Genomic DNA, 23,737 nt, shown 5'->3' with positions numbered 1-23,737 from the left:
GGAGCAACAATGAAATATTTAATCTGGTCGTTTATTTTTGTAAACACATTCGCTCACGCTGAACCTTACATTCCAAACGATAACGACGTTATTGCCACATCAAGCACCCCTCTTGCTGCTACCCTGACACTTCAAGAGCTTGCAACGTTATTTGAACAAACACAATACGCGGGCCAAACAGAAAGTAAGCAAGGGCTCCTAAAACGCTACTTAGAACAGCAAGTCAATACAAGCGACGATCCCGAAATTCTTTATTATTACGCGCGTGTACTACAACGCGAGCATCAATTTGACGAGGCTTTAGCCTTTTTAGCCAGAGTAAAAGAGCTAAGTCCTCATCATGTGAATGCCGCATTATTAACAGCAAACATATTAATGGTGCAAGGTAAGTTCGACGACGCAAAGTCTGAGTGCTTAAACTTAATTGGCCATGCAAGTATTGAAACTGTGACCACATGTAGTTTAGATGCACAAAGTCAAACGGGTAAGCTTGAAGAAAGTTTTCAGGCATTAAAAAAGATCGCTCGCAAAGAGACGATGAGTCTAAATACCCGCCATGTACTTGCCGAGATGGCTTTTAGATTAAATAAGCCTGAGCAAACAATTGATTATCTTGCGACTGTGAATTTAAAAAACTCACCAGTGAGTTTGGTGGTGTTATGGGCTGATGCACACTTGGCAATGAATAATCTAGATACCGTATTATCGACTCTGAGTGCATTATTAGACGATAGCGCCAACCTTGAAGATGCCATTTTGCTGCGTCTTGCACAGGCAGAAAAAAATAAGGTCGATAATCAATCGAATAAATGGCGACTCAAATTAAAAGAGCGCATTATTTTAAGAGAATTACGCCAAGATCTATTTCATGCCAGCGATCTTACTTGGTACTATTTAACAATTGAAGAAAATCAGTCTAAAGCACGCTATTGGGCAAATATTAACTGGAAACACGCGAAAATGGACAGCGATAAGCAGTTACTCAAATTAGCAAACGATATCGATTAGGAACATAACCACGATGAAAAACATAATTTTAATTGCATTCTTAATCGTTGTTACTAGTTTTAATGTGTCTGCTCACCAACTAAGTACAGCGTACATTAACTTACAAAACGACAGCAACGACACCGTGTCTTTATCAGGCTCGTGGCAAGTTGCAGTTGCAGACATAGAGCAAGCTATTCCATTTGATTTAAACCAAGATAACGTGATTATTTGGCAGGAAATTAGCGCAAAACAGGCTGCAATAGCGTCGTACTTACTTAATCATATTACGGCTCAGCAAGCAGGTGCTACCTGTACGGTAAGCGCTGAGGGGTCACTTAAACTTGATAACCACTTTAACCAAGCGTATATCGATGTACCGCTACAAATTTACTGTCCTGAACAATCAGCACTGACGCTCAGCTACAATGCAATAATGCAGATTGATGCTAATCACAAAGCCATCGCAGCAATCAATAACACAAGTCGAGTGTTTAGTCGGAATAATCAGCAACAAACGCTTAATTTCTCTCAAACAAGTTATGGTCAAACATTTGTTGAATATGTGTATCAAGGTATTTTGCATATTTGGATGGGTGTTGATCATATTTTATTTTTAGTGGCGTTGCTTTTAACCTGCGTACTTGTGAGAGACAAAAATACGTGGCAAGGGATCCAATCAAAGAAAAAAATTGCCGTCGGCACAGCTTGGATAGTCACCGCATTTACGCTTGCTCATTCCATTACTTTGACAGCCACGGCCCTTGAATTAGTGTCACCCAATAGTCGTTGGGTTGAATTAGGTATTGCGCTCTCTGTTCTCTTTGCAGCGTTAAACAATATATGGCCATTAATCGTTCGATTAGGCTGGGTGACTTTTGCATTTGGTTTATTACATGGAATGGGCTTTGCCAGTGTTCTAGGGGAACTGGGTTTATCAAGCGATTATCAATTAATGAGCATACTGGCATTCAATTTAGGCGTTGAAGTAGGTCAGCTTGTGATACTTGCTATCTGTTTACCGGTATTAATCAGTCTAAGGAATCGTGATTGGTATCGTAAATGGCTGATGCCCGCGGGCTCATTAACCATTGCTGTTATTGCCTTACAGTGGTCAATTGAGCGTTTTTAAAAACCAGAATAAAGGCTAAATGCCTTTATTCGAAAGGCAATAATAAGGTCTGCATGGTAGGCCTTAATGCCTTTATTAACTGCTCGGTATCTAATGAAGGGTTAAGCATTTTGCGTAATAACAACCCGCCCATCACTGAAAACATGACTTCGATGCGTGCGTTTATTTCATCCAGTGCAGTGCCTTGTAAAGGACCTCGTTCACCAATTAATAATTCGCGCATTGAATCACGCGCATGAGCATCAGATTCTCTTAAAAGGTTTGCAATTTTCTCGTTGCGTGCAGCTTCAGCAAGCATTTCTAAATCAAGGGCGCCTTGATTTAAATCTGTGTGTCGCTCTACTCCTCTATTAAGGCCATCCAATAACACCGAAACACGGTCTCCTGGCTTGTCTGCAAACTCTCTAAAGATTGAGAACATTTCTTCCATGTCACGTTCGACAATAGACTCAATGATGGCTTCTTTACTGGCAAAATAGTTATAAATATGGCCTGCACTCATACCGGCTGTTTTCGATATTTCAGCCATACCAGCGCCATGATAACCTTTGCGACGAAAACAATCTGCCGCAGCACAAAGAACTTGATTACGTCTAGCTTCTGCGAGTGCAGGATCGCTGTGTCTTTTGGTTTTTTGCGTCATGTTTTCTCCACACTATTCGCCCGTATAGTTAACTATAATTTAAACAAGGTTTACATGATCTTAATCATAGCGCTAAAGCAAAACAACTAAGATCGTGTAAATCCTTAAATAAACTATGCAATTGCTGGCTTATTGAACAGCACCTTGTGCATTCCAACCACCGCCAAGGGCCTTATACAAATTAATTTGGCTTGCAAGATACGCTTGCTTACCCATAATTAACTGCTGGCCCGCACTGTACCAATTGCGCTGCGCATCGAGTACCTGCAAATAGCTATCAGCCCCTTTTTGAAAGCGTGCATCCGATAAGGTAAAAGACAGCTCATTGCTTTGGTAAAGGTCATTTAGCGCTGCTAATTGTTGCTTATAACCTTGACGGTCTGCTAATGCGTCAGACACTTCTTTAAATGCCTGTTGAATTGTTTGCTCATAACGCGTTAAGGCCACTTTTTGCTGCGTTTCAGCCACCTCTAAATTTGCTTGGTTACGACCCATATTAAAGATAGGCAAATTAATAGAAGGCACAAAGCTCCACGTGCCCGAGCCTGCATCAAATAAATTGTTTAAATCTGCTGATGCCGTCCCCGCATTGGCTGTTAAGCTAATACTTGGGTAAAAAGCCGCTTTAGCAACACCAATATTTGCATTTGCAGCACGTAAATTATGTTCAGCAGCTTTAATGTCAGGACGTTGTGTTAACAACTCCGACGGTAAACCAACCGGCACCTCAGGCATACTAAGTACAGTATCGATACTTTGCTTAGGCAATAAATCGACATTGACTGATTGGCCGACCAAAAAATCTAACGCATTTTTATCACGCTTAAGTAAACGCTGGTAATTCGCTATATCTACTTTCGCTCTCGCAACCGTACTTTCTAGCTGCGATAACGTAAGTTGTGATGCTGCACCAAGCGCAAATGTTTTACGCGTAAGCGCAAGTGACTCTTGCTGCGACTTTAATGTGTCATTAGCAAGCTCTAACAGTGCTTTATCCGTTGCGTAATTTAGCCATGCATTAACCAGCTCAGAAATTAAGCTGATACGAACACTGGATAAACTATACTCAGCAGAATAAAGATTTTGCAAAGCTTGTTCAGATTGATTACGAACCTTTCCCCAAAGATCGAGCTCATACGCGGTTAACCCCACGGTAGCAGAATAGTTCTCACTGATAGCTGCCTCACCGGTGCCCGTTAGGCTCCCGGGTAAACGTTGACGTGTACCCGATGCATTCAAATCGATACTTGGATACAGATTTGAATCCTCAATTTGATACATCGCTCTCACCTGCTGCACATTAAGTGCAGCCGTTTTTATGTCTTTGTTATGTTCGAGCGTTAATTCAATTAACTGTTGTAATTGCGCGTTACTAAAGAATGCTTGCCAATGCAGGTCATTAATATTTCCCGCATTGGTTTCATCTGCATAGTGTGGTGCAATAGGTAATTCACGCTGTTCAAGGTCAGGAGCCATATTACAGGCCGAAAGCACTAAGGTCGCGACTGAAATAGAGACCAGTTTAAGTTTCATTATGCTTGCTCCTCACTATTCACTTTTTGTTTGCCGGGAAATACGCGACGAACTAACACAAAGAATAACGGAACGAATAACACCACGATTGTTGATGAAGCAAGCGTGCCCCCAATCACTGCAATACCGAGTGCATTTTGAGCTCCCGAGCCTGCACTTGATGCTATCGCAAGCGGTAAAACACCGCATACGAACGCCATTGACGTCATAAAGATTGGGCGTAAACGTAAGCGAATAGCAGCAATTGCAGCATCAACAAGCTTCATACCTTCGTCCATTTTATGAATCGCAAATTCAACAATTAAAATCGCATTCTTAGAGGCTAAACCTATGGTTGTTAATAAGCCAACTTGCAAGTAAATGTCGTTCGATAAATTAAACACAAATGACGCAACACCCGCACCAAAGACACCCAGTGGAACAATCAGCATCACCGCAGCCGGCACAGACCAACTTTCATATAATGCCGCAAGACATAAAAATACAACCAGCAATGACAATGCATAAAGTAACGGTGCCTGACCCCCACTTAAACGCTCTTCATACGATATACCGGTCCACTCAAATGCCACACCTGGCGGAAGCTGTTTCACTATTTTTTCAACCTCAACCATTGCCTGCCCTGTACTGTAACCTGGCGCAGCGGCACCTTGAATCTCCATCGCCGAGAAGCCGTTATAGCGCTCTAAGCGTGGTGAGCCATAAGTCCAATATGAATGGGCAAATGCAGTGAATGGCACCATATCGCCGTTTGCATTGCGCACATACCATTTATCGAGGTCTTCGGGCACCATGCGTGATTCTGGAGTCCCTTGCAAATACACTTTTTTCACACGACCACGGTCAATAAAATCATTTACATAGCGACTACCCCACGCCGTTGATAACGTGTTGTTAATGTCAGTTTGTGTTAGGCCAAGCGCTTCTGCTTTAGCTAAATCAATATCCAGCTCAAGCTCTGGTTTATCTTCTTGGCCATTAGGGCGAACACCTGAAAGCACCGGGTTTTTAGCCGCCATGCCTAAAAACATATTGCGTGCTTCAAGTAACTTATCATGACCAAGCCCTACGCGGTCTTGTAAAAATAAGGTAAAGCCGTTTGCTGTACCAAGTTCTACAACTGCAGGAGGTGGAAACGCGAACACAAACGCTTCTTTAATTGTTGAGAAGTATCCCATCGCTTTACCCGCAACAGCGCCCACTGATAAATCAGGACGTTGACGTTCATCCCAGTGTTTTAAACCAACAAAGCCAATCGCTGCATTTTGACCAGATCCCGCAAAGCTAAAACCTGTGACTGTAAAGATAGATTTCACTGCTTCAGATTGATCTTCCAAGAAGTGATGCTCCATTTTTTCAACCACTTTTAACGTTTGTTCCGTGGTTGAGCCTGCTGGCAAGCTTACTTGGTTAAACAATATACCTTGGTCTTCATCTGGTAAGAAAGCAGACGGTAATTGCGAGAAAATATACACCATGCCGCCGACAATTAAACCATAGCAAAGTAAGTAACGTTTACTGTGCTTAATCATGCGTGCAACAAACCCTTGCGCACCCGCATTGGTTTTATCGAAACCTCGGTTGAAGCCTAAAAAGAAACGACCAAATAGTGATTTATCATTGTGTACATGGCTTGGCTTTAGCATTGTTGCACACAGTGCTGGTGTAAGAATAAGTGCCACTAATACCGACAAGCTCATTGCTGTTACAAGCGTAATTGAGAATTGACGATAAATAACGCCCGTCGATCCTGCAAAGAAAGCCATAGGAACGAATACCGCAGAAAGCACCATGGCAATCCCCACCAAGGCCCCTTTAATTTCATCCATTGATTTACGTGTTGCTTCAAGCGGTGACAGGTTTTCTTCTGTCATTACACGTTCCACGTTTTCAACGACAACGATAGCATCATCAACAAGTAAGCCTATCGCTAACACCATAGCGAACATGGTTAAGGTATTAATTGAATAACCAAATACTTGTAAAATCGCAAAGGTACCCAGTAATACAACCGGTACAGCGATTGTTGGAATAAGTGTCGCTCTAAAGTTCTGTAAGAATAAATACATAACTAAGAACACCAACACCACGGCTTCAATTAGCGTACTAACCACTTTTTCGATTGATAAAGAGACAAAAGGCGTTGTGTCATACGGTACAACTGTCGTTAACCCCTCAGGAAAGAAAGGTTCAAGCTCAGCAAGTGCCGCTTTAACACCATCAGCAGTATCAAGTGCGTTTGCACCACTGGCTAGCTTTACCCCTAAACCCGATGCTGGTTTACCGTTAAAACGCGCAACCACACCATAGTTTTCACCGCCTAATTCAACCTTTGCTACATCGCTTAGGCGCACAACTGAACCATCAGGATTCGTTTTAACGAATATATCTCTAAATTGCTCTGGCGTTTGAAGGCGGCTTTGTGCCGTTACGGTCGCATTTAATTGCTGGCCATCAACTGCAGGTAATGCCCCAAGCTGACCCGCAGATACTTGTGCGTTTTGAGCACTAATGGCTGCACTGATATCTGCCGGTGTTAATGCATATTTTTGTAGTTTTGATGGGTCAAGCCAAATGCGCATTGCATATTGAGAACCAAATAACTGAACCTCACCCACGCCATTAACACGCGAGATAATGTCGAGCACATTTGATGAAACATAATCACCAATGTCGATATTATTCATACTGCCGTCTTCAGAAACAAAACCGACAACCATTAAGAAGTTACGTGCCGATTTCGCAACAGACACACCTTGGCGCTGAACTTCTTCAGGTAACAGTGGCGTTGCAAGTGACAGTTTGTTTTGTACTTGTACTTGGGCGATATCAGGGTCTGTATCAGCGCTAAAAGTCAATGTAAGTGTTGCTGAACCATTAGACTCCGATGTTGATGACATATACAACAAGCCATCAAGCCCTTTCATCTTTTGTTCTATAACCTGGGTAACCGTATCTTCTAATGTACGGGCAGACGCACCTGGGTAATTGGCTTGAATGCTAATGGCAGGTGGCGCTATTGATGGATACTGCGCAACCGGCAAACTTTTTATTGCAAGAATACCTGCCAGCATCACAACGATGGCAAGTACCCATGCAAAAATAGGCCGATCAATAAAAAATCGTGACATGTAGATTCTCCGTTACTGGCTGTTTGCTGTTGTTTCAGCAGGCATTGGATTGACTGGTGCACCTGGGCGAATTTTTTGTAAGCCTTCCACAATGAGCTTATCGCCGTTATTTAGTCCCTCAGTCACTAACCAGTTTGAACCGACCGTGCGGTCTGTTTTAAGCACGCGAGCTTCTACAGTGTTATCTTTACTCACCACCATCGCTGTCGGCTCACCTTTTGTATTACGGCTAACACCTCGTTGAGGTGCTAAGATTGCATCGCTTTTAACGCCTTCAACAACAACCGCGCGAACATACATACCTGGGAGTAAAAGCTTTTCTGGGTTAGGAAATTCTGCACGCAAGGTCACTGACCCTGTGCTTGGGTCAACGGTTACTTCAGAAAATTTAAGCACCCCTTTGTGTTGATAGGTACTTCCGTCTTCCATTTTTAGCTCAACGTTAGAGTGCAGTGCGGCATCTTTATCAAGCTCACCTGCAGCAATCGCTTTTTTAAGACGAGTAAGTTCACTGCTTGATTGTGTTAAATCAACAAAAATCGGATCAAGTTGCGTAATCGTCGCTAAAGCAGTTGCTTGGTTTGCACTGACAAGCGCACCTGCGGTGACATTTGATTTACCAATTTGACCACTGATAGGCGCTAAAACTTTGCTGTAATTTAAATTAATTTGAGCCGTTTTTAATTGTGCTTGTGCTGTTAGTAAGTCGGCTTTTGCTCCTTTGTAAGCAGCATCGGCTTCATCAAAGTCTTGTTGACTAACGGCTTTAATACTGAGTAGCTCTTTATAACGTTCAGACTTCGCTTTTGCGTTTGAAATACTCGCCTCAGCTTTAGTAATAGCCGCTTTACTGGTTGCAACTTGGGCTTCAAATGTAGAGGGGTCAATTTGATAAAGTGCCTGACCTTTTTCAACCTCCGCCCCTTCAACAAATAAGCGTGATTGAATAATACCATTCACCTGTGGACGGATTTCTGCGATACGTGATGCAGACACGCGACCCGGTAACTCTTTTGTTAGCGTAAGCGGTTTACTTTGCATCTCAATAACACCCACAGGAACAGCCTGAGCTGCCTGCATCTGCCCTTGAGCTGGTTCTGATTGGCCACAGCCTGATAAAAGCACAGCGGCAGCCAGTGCTGACACTGCAAAAAATGGAATGCGAGAGCGGTGCATGTTTATACCCTTAGTTTAGAATGAACGATCATTCTAAACTAAAATTGACACAGATCAACCCTCTTTAAATTAATTTACATTAAATAAAACCCTTGCTTTGTAGGATGAATTTTGAACAAAGCTAAAACAACAATTTTAGAATCAGCATTTAGTGAAATAAGTCACGGCTTATGAACACGCCATTTTCCTAGGTATCACCTAAGCATATGCCCATACTTCTGGCTGTTTTAATAAGTACATGCTCAAGCGGAATAGCCCGATATTGTGATGTTGCTTCTTTTAAACTGATTGGTTTAATTTCACCATTTTTATGAACCGGTATTAAACCAAATTTACCTTGTTTAACAAGCTCAAAAGCCAATACTCCATATTCTGCACCAAGCACCCTATCAAATGAATTAGGGGTACCACCTCGTTGAATATGACCCAAAACAGTCACACGAACATCTAACGGGAGTTGCGCTTTAATACGCGTTGCCAATTGCTCTGCAATGCCTCCTAATACAGGGTTTTCGTAGCCAAATTCAGTAGACTGGTGACTCACAACTTCACCTTCAATTGGTTTTGCACCCTCAGAAATTACGACATTAGCGAAGCCATGTCCGTTATCGAAACGAGTCTGTAGCTTGTTAATAATCGTATCTATGCAATAAGGAATTTCGGGAAGAAGCGCAACTTCTGCGCCTGCTGCGATTGCCGAATGTAAGCAAATCCAGCCTGCATCTCGCCCCATGACTTCTGTAATAATAACGCGATTATGACTTTGAGCTGTCGGGATTAACCGATCGATAGCTTCGGTTGCGGTGTCTACCGCAGTTTGAAAACCGATGGTGTAATCAGTGCCAAACAAATCATTATCAATGGTTTTTGGTACACCAATTATGTTTAACCCGCGTTCATATAAATGCTGAGACACTCTGTGGGACCCATCACCGCCAATATTAATAACCGCATCAAAGCCTAGTTCGCTAATTACGTTGATTAATTCATTGGATCGGTCGACCAACACACGCTTACCCTCTATGTCTGTCGGGAATGCGATAGGGTTGCCTTTATTAACCGTCTCTAAAATAGTACCGCCACGAACATGTATGCCAGCAACAACGTCATCAGAAAGATGAATAATATCGTGCGGTGTCTCTAACACACCACAGTAAGCGCGTCGACTGCCATAGACTTGCCAATTTCCATCATGTGCAGCCGCTTTTACAATGGCACGGATCACCCCATTGAGTCCTGGACAATCTCCCCCGCTCGTTAATAAAAGTAATTTTTTCATCGCATTATCAACCACTCAGCTCTTTTCATTACAGGTTAGCTTAAATTTAATCATTACGCGTATGACTTACATCAATGAGAATGTCTTTTAATGTGTTTAAAACGATGTGTAGAAGAATTAAATAAATGTGCTAGATAGCTGTGTGACTTAGTTAAACGTAAGAAAAAATAACATACTGATTATGTTGAATTTTGTAATTATAAAGTAAGACCTTAGCCCATTTTCTAAACATGAAAATAGGCTAAGCTTCTGTGCATTTTAGTGATTAATTAAACGTTTTAACTTTAAATGAAAGGTTTTCGACGCCGCAACCAGAGCGACTTTTGTTAATTCGATAGTAATGAGTTTGCTCTGTAGCATCTAAGTTAAGTAAAAACTCATCTTGTTGAGCAACCGCCTGTTGTTCTTGTGTTAAACACATGGCTTGCAGTAATGAACGGAGTTTGGCTTCACTAAAAATACCGCCAAATCGTTGCAGTGGTAACGGAGGAATTGTCATACTTGGCAAGGCATTATCAACACTGCGTTTAGCAAAACTAAAGCTCTTGTCAGTGACATCAATAACTGCGCCTGCCGGCCAATAACTGAGTTTGCCGCTCAGCTTCCCCGCTGACTCAATATGAACAACGCCATTTTTACCTATGACGGTCATTAAGGCTGTGTCTGCTGAGCGAATCGACACTAAGGCCGTTGTTTCGTCAATCCCAAAGCCATATTTTTGTCCTGTGTCGGCAAGGAGCCTAGCAAGGCGCATGGTTCTGTTACGTTCACTAAAATGGCTATCAACAGTGCCATAGTCAAATGTCGCAAGGCCACTTTTAGTTGAATAAACTAAAACGTCACTCGCTTCTTTCATTTCACAACCAATGCAGTCATAGTTCGTGCCACCTTGCCTAAGAGCAGACAGACTGTCACCTTGCAAAACCATCACCGATTTTTTCCCTTGTGCAGAAACTCCACCGTTTTGTAAGATACTGCCACTGCCCACCCCCATGATAACAGGGCGTGATTGAAGTTTTGTAAACCACGGATAAGGCTCGCCAGAACGAGTAAATAATACCTGCTGAGCAAGTGCTTGGTCACCGTCGTTAAATATCACCGCGGTGGCCGTGTTTAACTGCTTATGTAATGCATTAATACCTTGCTGGCAAAAGGCCAGTTCGGTGTCGGTTCTATCTCTATACACCTTTTCTCGATTAAATAAGTGCATTTCGGTTTGGCGCAATGTATTGAGTTCATTACACTTATCATTAACAAGGGCATACGCTGACGCGGGCGTTAAAGGTAACCACTCTGCTTGAATACCTTTATGATTAAGTAATGACTCATAATAATCAGCACTCGCATAAGGATCGCGGCTAGATGCAGTGATCACCAAAACCTTCGGGGTTTGGCTGTTTACTTTTATACTCGCAGCAACAAAGTCAAGGATATCAGTGCTTGAAGACTCCACATTATAGGCAGGAAACACACGTTCTTTTATTCTATTTTGCTGCTGATCGACGACGGCAATCTCTAGCATATCTAACACATAGTTGAATTCGCTGACATGTAAAACACTTAATAGCTCATTATTGGTATCACGCCATGCCCACAGTAACTGCGTTTTACGCATTGATTTAGAATGAGTGTCTACAAGTGTATTTAATAGGGTATTAACCGCTTTTTTATTCGCTTTATTATTAGTCGGCCACGATTGATTAACGGTTTTGATTGCTTCACGGGTAATTTTGAACAACCTTGATTGCTTACCTGAAATTGCCTCTTCACTTATACAGTGTTGACTATTTGCACTTGAACACATAGCCAGCTCGCCCCCGACCATAACAAGAGTTTGGTTAGTAGGTTTTACTGCAAAACTAAAAAAAGATAATAGTAAGAAAAAAACAAGCAGTGCAGCACGAAAGGCACCATAAACAATTTTAAAAAGGCACATAGGAAGTCTTAAATTATAATAAACTGCCTCAGTATACAGACAATTAATGCCACTTTAAATGAAAGGAAAAGGCGCTTATGCGCCTTCACTGGATGATAATCGAGAAACAAGTAACTGCTCTACTTTCACCCCTTCAACATCCACAACTTCAAATTTATAGCCGCCATAATGAATAAACTCAGCGCGCTTAGGCAAACGTTTCATTGTGTAAATTAAAAAACCCGCAACAGTTTCAAAATGAGATTGATCAGGAAAATCTTCAAGCTCAAGTACTTTTGCCAGCTCAACCACTGGCGTAAGTCCGTCCACCAGCCACGAATTTGCATCACGCTTGATGATAAGCTCCTCACCTTGGTGAGATATTAAGTCTCCCATAAAGCCTTTCATAAGATCTTTTACCGTGACGATGCCAACCATTAATGCGTATTCATTAACAACAACAGCAAACGGCTCAGCGGCGGTTTTAAAAGTATTTAACGCTTCTGACAAACTGAGGGTTTCAGGTAAATAAAAGATATCCTTATTGATCAGTTCCTCATCTATGTCAGCATTTTGGCCTTTGAGTACCTTACGCAAAATATCTTTTGATTCGACCGAACCAATTAATTTATCTAAACTGCCATCGCACACTAAAAAGTGATTGTGTGGGTGTTCAATAATTTTTGTAGCGACATCATCCGCAGCGGCTTTCACATCGAAAAACACAATTTGATCTCGCGGTGTCATCACACTCGATAAAAAGCGAGCTTCTAAGTCAAATACATTACCAATAATCTCATACTCTTGCTGCTGTAAACTTCCGTATTCAGCACCTGCATCCATCATGGCAACAATGTCTTCTGTGGTTACAATGTCTTCTCGTTCTGCCGGCACTTTAAAAGCACGCAGAATAAAATTAGTGGTGCCATTAAAAAACATCACAAACGGTGTTAGCGCAAAAGTTACCCAGCGCATGATTGAAACAACATTCACTGCGACCACTTCCGGCATGATCATCGCCAAACGTTTGGGTAGCAAGTCTGCAAATAAGATAAAGAGCGACGTAATACAAAAAAACGAGATTAAAAAGCTTATCTGACTAAGCAACGGCCCTTGGTAGACCATGACCAAAATTTGTTCAATGTAAGGTGATAAGGCTTGCTCACCCACTATCCCGCCTAAAATCGCTATAGCGTTCAGCGCAATTTGAATCATCGCAAAAAAAGCACCTGGTTGCTCTTGCAGTGTTAAAACCGCCTGCGCTTTTTTACTACCTTCATCAACCATAACGCGCAATTTGATCTTGCGTGATGCAGCGATGGCTATCTCACTCATCGCAAATAACGCACTAATCAAAATTAATAACATAATAATGAGTAAATCACTCATTGCAGCTCCTAAATATAGAATCGCATTCAATCTTTTGAATACACAGTACTTTTTAGACGTTACACTTTTGCAAGAATGGTCAAAAAGCAGCTGATTATAGCGACTTTAATGCAATCAACAAGTGCTATTTTTTATCGTCAAATGCAAAGGCGTTGGTTAATTTTTCCAAGGTTGAATTGTTGATATTTTTATTGCATGCAAAATACAATTCTTGGCTTCCCACTGGGATTTCATAAACAGGTTTTAATGACGAGAGTGTGGGGTCTTGCTGGAGCGCGAAGTTAAATTGTTCATCGCTGAGCACCACTAAATCGATACTATTACGACGGCTTTTTAATATATCGTATATGTTGTCAAAACTATTTAATAAGATGAGTTGGTTTTTTTCATTAAAACCATGTTCTGCTAAATAAATATGACTGTAATTGTCTTTTAAAACGGCAATACGGTATCGTTTCGCATCACCCAGATTTGCAATATTGATATGCTCAGGCTTGAAGCTATAAAACGAGACGGTAAAGTTAGACAGCTTGGAAATCCATTTAAAATGCGTTTCTCTGACTGGAAGCCTCGCCATAGAGAAGATACAGGTGTTACTGTCACGCAGTGCTGCATTGTATGAAACAGACCAAGGATTAACCGATAGTGTGTAGTTAACGCCGCTGCGCGTTAATGCTGCCTTTACTTTATCAACGACAGTACCAACAAGTTCGCCTTTTTCATTTTGATAGTGAAAATTTGGTAAGTTTTCAGTCACTACTGTAATTGCTGCAAAACAAGGAAATATTAAAAGCAACAAAGACAAAATTAGTAAATTGCGCATACAGCAACAACACCACAATATGATTATTAACTATCAATATAGCGTGATGTAGCCATTATTGAAATAGAATTAACAATTGTGACCAGAACAAGGGCCTAATACACAGGCCCCTGCATTATTAACGTATTATTTATTCATTGCACCGATTAAAAATGCTGAGATTTTTGCACCCTCTCTCAACGTTGTTTCTGAACTTGTTTGACCAATCAACGAACTGTCCGTAAAGGGGGCAATTTCCATCATGTCAGCCCCTGTGATCGGAAACTCATCGGCTAACGCCACCAAAATATCCAGTGCATGCTGAGGAGTTAATCCCCCCGCTTCTGGCGTACCGGTAGCCGAAGCGAAACTTTCATCAAGCGCGTCTATATCGAAGCTCACGTATAGCTCATCAATATTGTCTGCTTTAAGTTGTGCAATAACCTCATCTGCAACCGCTTTTGCGCCGCGTTCGATTATTTCATGCGCCCAATGCTGTTTCACACCGAATGTTGATTCCCAATGCGCTTTTGGTTTGCCACTTGAACGAATACCAAATTGGATCAAATTACGCGGAGCGGGTAAATACTCAAGAATATGTGTGCACCACGAGCCAAAACACAAATCAATCCCTAGTCGTTCAACTAATAGGTCGGTGTGCGCATCAAAATGAATAATAGCAGTGCGTTTACCTGCATCGCGTTTTGCTTTTAAATACGCTTTGGTTAACGGGTAACTAATTGAATGGTCGCCCCCTATTCCAAAAATCCCTTTTTCTGGGTAGTGTGCATAAAAGCCATCACATACATCTTCTGTAATAGAAAGTGGTGAAACATGATATTCACTATTTTCGTCAGCATACAACGCTTTTTGACAGTTACTAATCGTTGCATCGTTCAAATATTTATCATGCAATAAATGTGGAATAACACGCACATCACCTAAATCAAAAGCACGTGCTTGAGGCTGTTGATCAATTAATGTCGAACGTAAAAATAGTGGTCCCCAATTGGCCCCACGTAAAATACCACCGCCACAATCTGAACTAATCCCTAAAATAACGGCTTTATGCTCAGAGTCTGCTAATGTCTCGAGTGATTCTTTCCACAGCACATCAACATTTTCTGTTTGGCCATAAAGCTTGGTACGAAGGGCATCTTTACGCTCTTTAGCTGTATTAACCGTAAAAACACCGTCTCCTGGTGGACAAAGGCAGTGACTTAATTTTTCGTGGAATGCTTTTTGTGTGTTACTCATATCTACTCCGCTGATAATTATCTGCATAATCATGCGCTAACAAAAATTTATGCATTTAGCACAAAGTTCAAAACTAGATAAGCCTAGTATTAAACAGCGTATGAAAATTAGAAAAAACAACTCATTGAATTTAATAGATTTATTTTCTCAAACAGAAAAGTTGAATTTGCTTATGAATTAAATAAACAATCTAATGAGGCAGGTATAACATGCGTTAAGTTAAAGTCAAATAGTGCAGCAATCGGTGAGATTACTGCACTAGATTTATATTCATGCAGAGTGAATACTCATTATTCGTAACCTCGCGGTTTCTTAGTCTTGATCACCGCAATATACGCATGCCAGCTTGCATAGCTAAGTAAAGGCATAATGACAATAAAACCGGCCGTGCCAGTGATAAACCCGACAAATACCAAGCACAGTATTAACCCAGCCCACACAATCATTGCTGCCGCGTTTGTTTTAACGGCGTTAATAGACGAGATGACCGCCGTCATCAAGTCCACACGACGCTCCATCATAATTTGCGGTGTAAAGGCCGAAATGGCAAACACAGTAACAAGTAAAATACCACCGACAATCGTGCCTAGGGTTAAAAATGCCGATAATTGCTCAAAGCTAGGGTTTACAACGTTTGGATACAAGGCATGGATAAGTGCAGCTAATCGCATCCACACTATCATTATCACCATGAGTAAAAAAGCAAATCCCCATTCACCGGCAGGGTTTCTAAACATTGATTTTAAACTATGAAATAAAGTTGGCTTATGCCCTTTTTCAAGCTCCCAAGCAACATCATATAGGCCTGCCGCAAATGCAGGACCAATTAATGCAAAGGCAACAACAGCCGGTAAAATCACAAGATGGGTATCAAATTGATACACAAAGTACATAATCGTAGCGGGTATTAGGGTGAACACTAAACCATAAACTAAACTTAATATGGGTGCATTAGCGATATCTTTAAACGCCAAAGACAACCAGTGAAAAGGCGCCGAGGCTGATACGTGTGAACTTTCTAAGCAGCGGGCAAATTGTTGATGTTTACTCATAGAAGATGACGCAGGCATAATATATCCTCTTTTATCATTACATCTTTAGGTTTAGGTTATCTGTTCGATTCTTGCAACCTTCACCTTAAATAGGACATCTGTCCTGTACTTTACAAGCAGATGATTTAAGTATTACGCTTTAGATAAAAATAAGGTTCAAAAATGGAAAAGGTATTTCACTTAGGACTCTCACGTGACGACTTAAAAGGTGCCACTCTGGCAATCGTTCCGGGCGATCCTGACCGCTCAGCGCGTATTTCAACCTTTCTTGATAACCCTGAATGCTTAGCAAAAACCCGTGAATTTCATGTTTATCGTGGTGAACTAAATGGCCACAGCGTTGTGGTATGTTCGACTGGCATTGGTGGACCTTCGACATCAATCGCTGTAGAAGAATTAGCACAACTGGGTGTTGATACTTTTTTACGCATTGGGACAACCGGAGCCATTCAACCACATATTAACGAAGGTGACATTTTAATTAGCCAAGCGTCTGTGCGTTTAGATGGAGCAAGCCAACACTTTGCCCCGTTAAGTTACCCTGCGGTTTCTGATTTTTTTGCCACACGAGCAATGGTTAATGCCTGCGATAACTTAGCCATCAATTATCATATTGGTATTACGGCATCGAGTGATACATTTTATCCTGGGCAAGAACGCTACGATACCTATTCAGGTTATGTACCACGTGCTTTGCAAGGTAGTTGTGAAGAGTGGCAAAAACTTGGTGTCATGAATTATGAAATGGAATCGGCAACACTCTTTACTATGTGTGCTGCTTTAGGCCTCAGAGCAGCCTGTGTAGCTGGGGTATTAGTAAATAGAACTAAGCAAGAAATCCCTAATGTAGACCACGGCGAGATCGAGAAAAAGTCGGTCGCCGTCGTCATTGAAGCGGCCAAACTATTACTTAATTAAAGCCGCTGTAATGTATTCAAATGCTGGTGGGTTTTCAAAGCTTGCCAGCACTGCTTTCGCCACCTCTAATTGATTTTTCGCGCCCTCTGTCTCAAGTAAAGTGATTGACTTAACCGTCTGATCGTCAAAACTTAATCCGCTAAGGTAAAACTGGCTCAACGCACTTTGTAAAGGTGACAAACTGGGGCTATATGCCGCATTTTCTGCGTAACTGCCATAAAAATCACCATCGTGATACGTACTAATTTTAACGGCGCTAAAATTCCCCGTATAAGGCACGTAGGCATTTAATGCTGTTTTAATGAGTGTTGCATCACACGCGTTACTAATACCTGAAAATTGATGCGTACTCGCTGACTGCGACATAAGACTTATTTCATTACCTAAGTCTTTAGGACCAAACGCATTAGGCAGTAAGTCATGCAAACTAAAGTGCTTTTCTGGTAGGAGTATCTCAAGCGAATCGGCTGTATCTAGCTCATTCATGAACTGGCGGCAATAACCACACGGCGCATCACTAATTGCAATTTTAATGACTGATTTTGCCCCATTTAGCCAGGCATTATTTATCGCTGACTGCTCTGCATGAACAACTAAACTTAATGCTTGATGGGTGAACTCAACATTCGCACCAAAATAGAACTGAGTTTCGCCTTGCTGATTAATACCCAGTGCAATTGCACCGACATAAAATTGCGATATAGGCGCAACAGAAAATAAACTCGCAACGGGTACACACGCTTTAAGTAACTGTGTTTCTGTGAGTTTATGCTCATTACACAGAGCAATAATATCGCGCTGAAATAGAATACCGCGCTGCTGCTTTAACTGAGTAAAAAGCGCTGTTTTTTGCTCTAAAGAAAAACTAAATGACGCTAAATTTAGCGCTTCTTGGCTCAGTTCTTTACTACTTGCTGTCATAACAAATTATAATTATTAATTGGCTATACAGTGTAAAAGGTTATGCCCGTAATTACTAGACTCTAAGGCGTGCAAAGCTCAATTATGTCCCGATTTAATAGGCTAATTATCTGCAGCTTTAAAGTAGAACCAGGTGTGTATGTCACATTTTGAGATTACTGTTCTATAAGCCAATTTTTTGCTGTTTGAAAACATTCGAAATTTTCTGCATGCACGTTATAACGCTTGGCCTTTTGCACAAACAGGTCATGCATAAACCCATCAAAACTGACCACAATTGCGATTACAGCTCGCTTTAAAGTGTTTGCAACAACGGGCATAATGGTAAATAAGTCTGCAGGCTCAAAGTTATGGGTTAACTCGGATACATCGACCAAAATTTTATCTGATCCATACAATAAAGAGTATTGATGGGCTATTTGGTAAAAATTTATCACATCCTGTGCACTTGCCATCCCTCTTAACGTCATCATTACAAGCGACGTCGATGCATCATATGTGATGCAAGTAGACACATTGGTCATAAAGTTACTCTAAAAGTCTGTGGGTAATTTTTAAATGGGCTTAATCTAGGCTGAATGAGAAAGCCGCGCTATTTTATTGATATCTACAACTGAGTCAACACCTAGCAATAAAATAGGTCAGACCAGACAAGTAAATAATAATTTAGTGCTAGATAATAATTAAATATCTGTAGCGATATTTCACGTTGTGTTTACTTGTTAGATACCTGTAATTTTTCCTAACCAACAATACGTTTTTTCTGATAATTCACATTACTAATAAAATATACAGTTTGTACCTGAACGAAATCGAACGTATGAACTATTCTGGTATTAATACTTTATTTTTTATCTATTGAGTTCATGCATGGCCAGAGTACTCATTACATTTTTGTTTAGTCTGCTGGTGTTTAGCTTCCCCGTTGCGGGTCAAGCTAACGTTAAAACAGCAGATGAGTTTGAAAAAATACGCAATACAATCAGGGAAAGCTACGCACACTCCCCAACCGAAGGGCTCAATTTAGTCAACTCTTTACTCGAAACAGATGACTTTTCACTCGAACAAAGAGTTATGATTACCAACTACAAAACCTGGTTTTTATTTGAAAACAATCAGTTCGAAGATGCGATGCAGTCAGTGGTAGAATACAAAAGCATGGTCTCTCGACTGAGTGAAAAGAGTTTAATGTATGGGTATTACAACCTTTCTGGTGGAATCTATTCACGACTTGGCCTTTACGAAGAAGCCCTCAACTACTATAACGATGCAATTCCCTTTGCGAGACAACGAAATCAACTTCTTGTTTATCAAGTCGAAAACAATATAGCGCTTATCTACTTAGAATTAGAACGCTTTAAAGAAGCATTAACCACATTCGAAAATTACAAACTCTACGCACAAACAAATAATCAAACACTCAACGAATCGTTTGCATCAATGAATATTGCGACCGCACTGGTTGGGCTTAAAAAATACGATGAAGCGATGGCAGTTTTAGATGCGCTACTCATTTTGCAAGAAAAGCATGACTACATCACACACCAGAGTATAAGTTTAGTCCTGAAAGGCAAAATTCTTCGACTGCTAGGTGACTTAGAAGCCTCTGAAAACGTGTTATTAAACGCCGTTGATTTAATAAAAGAGCATGATGTAAGCAGTGAATACATGAGTGCTATTTTAGCGCTTACAGCGACATATGAAGCACAAGGTAAAATTGAACACGCAATTAGTTTGATCACATCAATCGATCTCGATTCTGATAAATATACGCATTTTGAAACACAGCTAGAAGTCGCAAAATTCACGGCAAGTCTCTATGAAAAACAAGGCAATTATCAAAATGCACTGATAGCTTATAAACAGTACAACGACATACAAACGGTCGCTTTGAAACGTCAGGCAAGTGTTAATTTAACCAAAGCCTTAGCCGAAGCTGATTTAGCTGCAAAAGAAGTGAGAATTTCTGAACTAACCAAAACAGAGCAAATAAAAGCAACCAAAGCAAAAGCATTCCAAGATTTAACAATTGCCATCTCGATGTGTCTATTCTTGATTATTATCGGCTCATTTATAGCCATACGAAGTATTAACAGACAAAAACATAAACTCGCAGCCACGCTCAAACGCCTCCACGATACACAAAGCCATCTTATAGAAATCGAAAAAATAGCGTCGCTTACGTCATTAGTCTCAGGCATGGCGCATCAATTAAATACCCCGATAGGCACCATTGTGACAGCCAGCTCGCTAATAGATAAATACTTAACGGGCTTATCTGATAAGTTTGAAAACCGGAATTTAACCAGCAAGCATTTCCACGAGTTTATAAATGATACCAGCAGTGCAAAAGAGTTGGTGATCAGTAGTGTTAATCGACTCGCCAGCATTGTTGAAGAATTTAAATCGCTCAATGTCTCTATTAATCTTGATAAACCGATGTCAAATATTGTGCTTCTTGAGTATATGCACGACCGATTAGAACCGCTGAGTATCTATCTAGGAAAACATATTTATTACGAAGTGAGTGGTGATGATGTCACGATTATGTCTTACCCCTCTATTTTAGGTGATGTTTTAAAAACACTGGTGATTAACTCCTGCGAACATGGGTTTATTGACCGTGATGAAGGCAAAGTAGACATTGTAATTAAGCAGAATGCGCAGTGTGTTGATATTATCTATCAAGATAACGGCGTAGGAATTAAAGATGGAATTCTTAAAGAAATTTTCACCCCCTTTTACACATCCAATATGGGTAGCCAGCATTTGGGGCTGGGTTTAAATGTTGTTTTTAACGCAGTGCAGTATAACTTAAAAGGCAAAATATGCGCCGAGTCATCTGATCACGGCGCACGGTTTATAATTACCTTACCAATCGACGTACGATTAGTAGATGAAGAGTGATTAACCGGTATTACGCATACCCGCAGCAATCCCTGTCATGGTGATCATGAGTGCATTATCAATATCACCCGCTGAACTAGCATCTGCTTCACGCGAGCGACGTAGTAATTCGACTTGTAACAAGTTGAGAGGATCGGTGTACGGGTTACGCAAAGCAATAGACTCTTTGATCCACGGTTGATCAGCAAGTAAACTTTTTTGTGGACTCAATGATTGAACCAATTCAATTGCTTCATTAAGTTCTTGGCGTAACTTCACACCGAGCGGTTTATATTGATCTGTCACTAACGCATCATCATAGTGTGCGCTTAACCAGCTATCCGCCTTACTAAATACCATTTCTAGCATTTCTAAACGCGCACGGAAAAATGGCCATTGCAAACTCATTTCATGCAAGGTTTCAATACCGTACTTATCTAGTGCAGCTTGTAAACCTCTTAATGCGCCAAGCCAAGCCGGTAACATTAGGCGGTTTTGGCTCCATGCAAAAATCCATGGGATTGCACGCAAACTTTCTACCCCGCCATGTGGGTTTCGTTTCGCAGGGCGTGAACCCAATGGCAATTTTGAAAGCTCTTGCTCTGGCGTCGCCATTCTAAAATAGGGAACAAAGTTTTCATCATGACGAACCACATCGCGGTAATGCTCACATGACTCGGCGCTAATAAGCTGCATCACATCACGCCATTCACTCTTAGGCTCAGGAGGCGGTAACAAATTACTTTCAAGCACTGCACCAGCATAAATATTAAGACTTTGTAGCGCAACGGCAGGCAGACCAAACTTAAAGCGGATCATCTCGCCTTGTTCAGTAACACGCAGTCCCCCTTTTAATGAACCCGGTGGTTGAGAACGCAGTGCTTGCGCCGCAGGAGCGCCTCCGCGTCCCACGGTGCCACCTCGTCCATGGAACAATACCAACTCAATGCCACGTTGCTCAGCAAGTTGAACAAGTTTATCCATGGCTTCGTACTGTGCCCAGCCAGCAGCCATCATGCCCGCATCTTTCGCAGAATCTGAATAGCCAATCATGACATTTTGTTGGTTTTGTATATGACCACGATACCAAGTGTTATCAAGTAGGCACTCGATAACATCTTTACCCGCATTTAAGTCATCCAACGTTTCAAATAAAGGAGCCACGGGTAATTTAAACTTACAACCACTTTCTTTTAGAAGCAGTTGCACAGCTAATACATCAGACGCAGTCCGTGCCATAGAAATGATATATAAACCGAAGGTGTGCGCATCTTGTGCAGCAATAACATCAAAGGTATCTAGCACTTCTTGAACATCGGGACTCGGTTTCCAATGCTTAGGAATAAGCGGTCTGCGCGAATTTAACTCAGCAAGTAAGAAAGCTTGCTTATCGTCCTCTTGCCATTGGTGATAATCGCCCAAGCCCAAATAGCGTGTTAACTCAGAAAACACATCACTGTGGCGCGACGAATCTTGACGTACATCTAGCTTAGCTAGGCGTAAACCAAAGCTATTTATGCGTCGTAACACATCAAGTAATAAACCGTCAGCAACCACTCGCATGTTGGTTTTAATTAACGAGCGATAACACACTTCAATGGGATGTTTTATTTGTGCTATGTCGGTAATTAAATCCTCAGAATCTGTACGTTTACGCTTAATTTTTGCACCAAGGTGCGTAACTGTTTCAGCAATCTGATTTTTTAAGTTTTTCAGCACCGCACGGTATGGTTCGAATTCTTGACCTGCCAGCGCAATGAGCTCATCACTTGCATCTGACATTGATAGTTCGTTACTCAGGGTTTCAATATCACGAGAATATAAATCGAGAGCCATCCAACGACCGTGGTCAAGCACTTGTTGCGTCACTTCAGCGGTGACAAATGGGTTTCCGTCACGGTCGCCGCCCATCCACGATGTAAACTCTATCGGGCTGTAATCAATTGGTAAGCTTAAATCGAGTTCAGATTTAACCTCATCAGTAAATTCACGCAGAAAACGTGGCACAGCATGCCATAGACTGTTTTCGATCACGGCAAAGCCCCATTTTGCTTCATCAATAGGGGTCGGGCGTGAACGTCGAATATCATCCGTATGCCATGCTTGGCTTATTAGCTGCTCTATACGGTTAAGAAGTTCTGCACGCTCTGTAGGTAGATTGTCTTTGCGCTCTAATGACGCTAAGCAATCACTTAACTCAACGTGTTTGTTAATCATAGTACGACGCGTCACCTCTGTAGGGTGCGCGGTGAGCACTAAATTAATGTGGAGTTTTGAGAGAGTTTCGGCTAAATGATTAATATCAATGTGGCCTTGATTTGCCGCAGTTGCTAACGCTTTTAATGTTTGAGTGAGAGGATTAAGTTGGCAAAAGCCAACATCATTAAAGCGTGACACAGTATGAAATTGTTCGGCAACATTAGCAAGGTTCAAAAAATGATTAAATGAGCGTGCAACCGGTAATAGTTCTTCGTCTGTGAGAGCGTGTAGTACATCAATAAGGGCCTGTCTGTCGGCTTCATTACCACTACGTGACGATTTAGATAAAGCGCGAATTTCTTCTACTTTATCTAAAATGGCTTGTCCTTGTGCATCTTTAATCGTTTGACCCAACATTTGTCCAAGCATGCTAACATTACCGCGAAGTGCAGCGTATTGTTCACTCATTCTCATACTCCTTTCTTTTACTAAGTTGAAAGTACTTACTGCACAGTAT

Annotated in this window: 17 protein-coding genes; 4 read left to right on the top strand and 13 right to left on the bottom strand. The window is 41.3% G+C overall.

Features of this window, described 5'->3' with window-relative positions:
• Positions 1-9: 9 nt before the first annotated feature.
• Together D0907_RS17845 and D0907_RS17840 are read left to right on the top strand one after the other, a co-directional pair.
• On the top strand, positions 10-1,008 hold the full coding sequence (locus D0907_RS17845; RefSeq protein WP_118844950.1) for a tetratricopeptide repeat protein: 999 nt from the start codon (positions 10-12) through the stop codon (positions 1,006-1,008).
• Positions 1,009-1,021: 13 nt separating this feature from the next.
• Entirely contained in the window at positions 1,022-2,119 is a 1,098-nt protein-coding gene (locus tag D0907_RS17840; protein ID WP_065979146.1) for a HupE/UreJ family protein, read from the top strand.
• 25 nt (positions 2,120-2,144) lie between these two features.
• Here the strand turns inward: D0907_RS17840 and D0907_RS17835 are convergent, their stop codons facing one another.
• The 10 genes from D0907_RS17835 to D0907_RS17790 all read right to left on the bottom strand — a co-directional run bounded on the left by D0907_RS17835 (position 2,145) and on the right by D0907_RS17790 (position 16,314).
• Complete coding sequence (locus D0907_RS17835) at positions 2,145-2,762, bottom strand: TetR/AcrR family transcriptional regulator (RefSeq protein ID WP_065979145.1); 618 nt, start codon at positions 2,760-2,762, stop codon at positions 2,145-2,147.
• A gap of 129 nt (positions 2,763-2,891) precedes the next feature.
• Entirely contained in the window at positions 2,892-4,295 is a 1,404-nt protein-coding gene (locus D0907_RS17830; protein ID WP_118844949.1) for an efflux transporter outer membrane subunit, read from the bottom strand.
• Positions 4,295-7,426, bottom strand: a complete 3,132-nt coding sequence (locus D0907_RS17825; RefSeq protein WP_036972767.1) for an efflux RND transporter permease subunit — start codon at positions 7,424-7,426, stop codon at positions 4,295-4,297. The genes D0907_RS17830 and D0907_RS17825 overlap by 1 nt, the downstream gene beginning before the upstream one ends.
• A gap of 12 nt (positions 7,427-7,438) precedes the next feature.
• On the bottom strand, positions 7,439-8,602 hold the full coding sequence (locus tag D0907_RS17820; protein WP_036972769.1) for an efflux RND transporter periplasmic adaptor subunit: 1,164 nt from the start codon (positions 8,600-8,602) through the stop codon (positions 7,439-7,441).
• A gap of 187 nt (positions 8,603-8,789) precedes the next feature.
• On the bottom strand, positions 8,790-9,881 hold the full coding sequence (locus D0907_RS17815; protein ID WP_118845277.1) for a 6-phosphofructokinase: 1,092 nt from the start codon (positions 9,879-9,881) through the stop codon (positions 8,790-8,792).
• A gap of 265 nt (positions 9,882-10,146) precedes the next feature.
• Positions 10,147-11,817, bottom strand: coding sequence for a type 1 glutamine amidotransferase family protein (locus D0907_RS17810; protein ID WP_118844948.1), 1,671 nt, complete (start codon positions 11,815-11,817; stop codon positions 10,147-10,149).
• A 75-nt stretch (positions 11,818-11,892) separates the two neighbouring features.
• Positions 11,893-13,185, bottom strand: a complete 1,293-nt coding sequence (paeA, locus tag D0907_RS17805; protein ID WP_036972771.1) for a polyamine export protein PaeA — start codon at positions 13,183-13,185, stop codon at positions 11,893-11,895.
• Between the two features lie 124 nt (positions 13,186-13,309).
• Positions 13,310-14,008 carry a substrate-binding periplasmic protein gene (locus D0907_RS17800; RefSeq protein ID WP_065979141.1) on the bottom strand — a complete coding sequence of 233 codons (699 nt, stop codon included), beginning with the start codon at positions 14,006-14,008 and terminating at the stop codon, positions 13,310-13,312.
• Positions 14,009-14,134: 126 nt separating this feature from the next.
• The gene (locus D0907_RS17795; protein ID WP_036972773.1) at positions 14,135-15,244 is read right to left on the bottom strand and encodes an arginase family protein; all 1,110 of its coding nucleotides are present in this window, start codon (positions 15,242-15,244) and stop codon (positions 14,135-14,137) included.
• Positions 15,245-15,534: 290 nt separating this feature from the next.
• Positions 15,535-16,314, bottom strand: a complete 780-nt coding sequence (locus D0907_RS17790) for a DUF2189 domain-containing protein (RefSeq protein WP_036972774.1) — start codon at positions 16,312-16,314, stop codon at positions 15,535-15,537.
• Positions 16,315-16,458: 144 nt separating this feature from the next.
• Between D0907_RS17790 and udp the strand changes: the two genes are divergently transcribed.
• Positions 16,459-17,214, top strand: a complete 756-nt coding sequence (udp, locus tag D0907_RS17785) for a uridine phosphorylase (protein ID WP_065979140.1) — start codon at positions 16,459-16,461, stop codon at positions 17,212-17,214.
• On the opposite strand, the gene cdd is transcribed toward udp, so the two are convergent.
• Both cdd and D0907_RS17775 read right to left on the bottom strand, forming a co-directional pair.
• Positions 17,203-18,135, bottom strand: coding sequence for a cytidine deaminase (gene cdd / locus D0907_RS17780; RefSeq protein WP_065979139.1), 933 nt, complete (start codon positions 18,133-18,135; stop codon positions 17,203-17,205). The two genes, udp and cdd, sit on opposite strands and share 12 nt — an antisense overlap.
• A 155-nt stretch (positions 18,136-18,290) precedes the next feature.
• On the bottom strand, positions 18,291-18,608 hold the full coding sequence (locus D0907_RS17775; RefSeq protein WP_227006865.1) for a hypothetical protein: 318 nt from the start codon (positions 18,606-18,608) through the stop codon (positions 18,291-18,293).
• 397 nt (positions 18,609-19,005) lie between these two features.
• Between D0907_RS17775 and D0907_RS17770 the strand changes: the two genes are divergently transcribed.
• A complete protein-coding gene (locus D0907_RS17770) occupies positions 19,006-21,042 on the top strand; it encodes a tetratricopeptide repeat-containing sensor histidine kinase (RefSeq protein ID WP_065979138.1) in 2,037 nt (678 codons plus the stop codon).
• Here D0907_RS17770 and ppc read toward each other — a convergent pair whose 3' ends face one another.
• Complete coding sequence (gene ppc / locus D0907_RS17765; RefSeq protein ID WP_036972780.1) at positions 21,043-23,688, bottom strand: phosphoenolpyruvate carboxylase; 2,646 nt, start codon at positions 23,686-23,688, stop codon at positions 21,043-21,045.
• Positions 23,689-23,737: the final 49 nt, after the last annotated feature.

This window comes from Pseudoalteromonas lipolytica (assembly GCF_003515105.1).
GTDB classification, from domain to species: Bacteria; Pseudomonadota; Gammaproteobacteria; order Enterobacterales; family Alteromonadaceae; genus Pseudoalteromonas; species Pseudoalteromonas lipolytica.
This window is presented reverse-complemented; position numbering and strand designations above follow the sequence as displayed.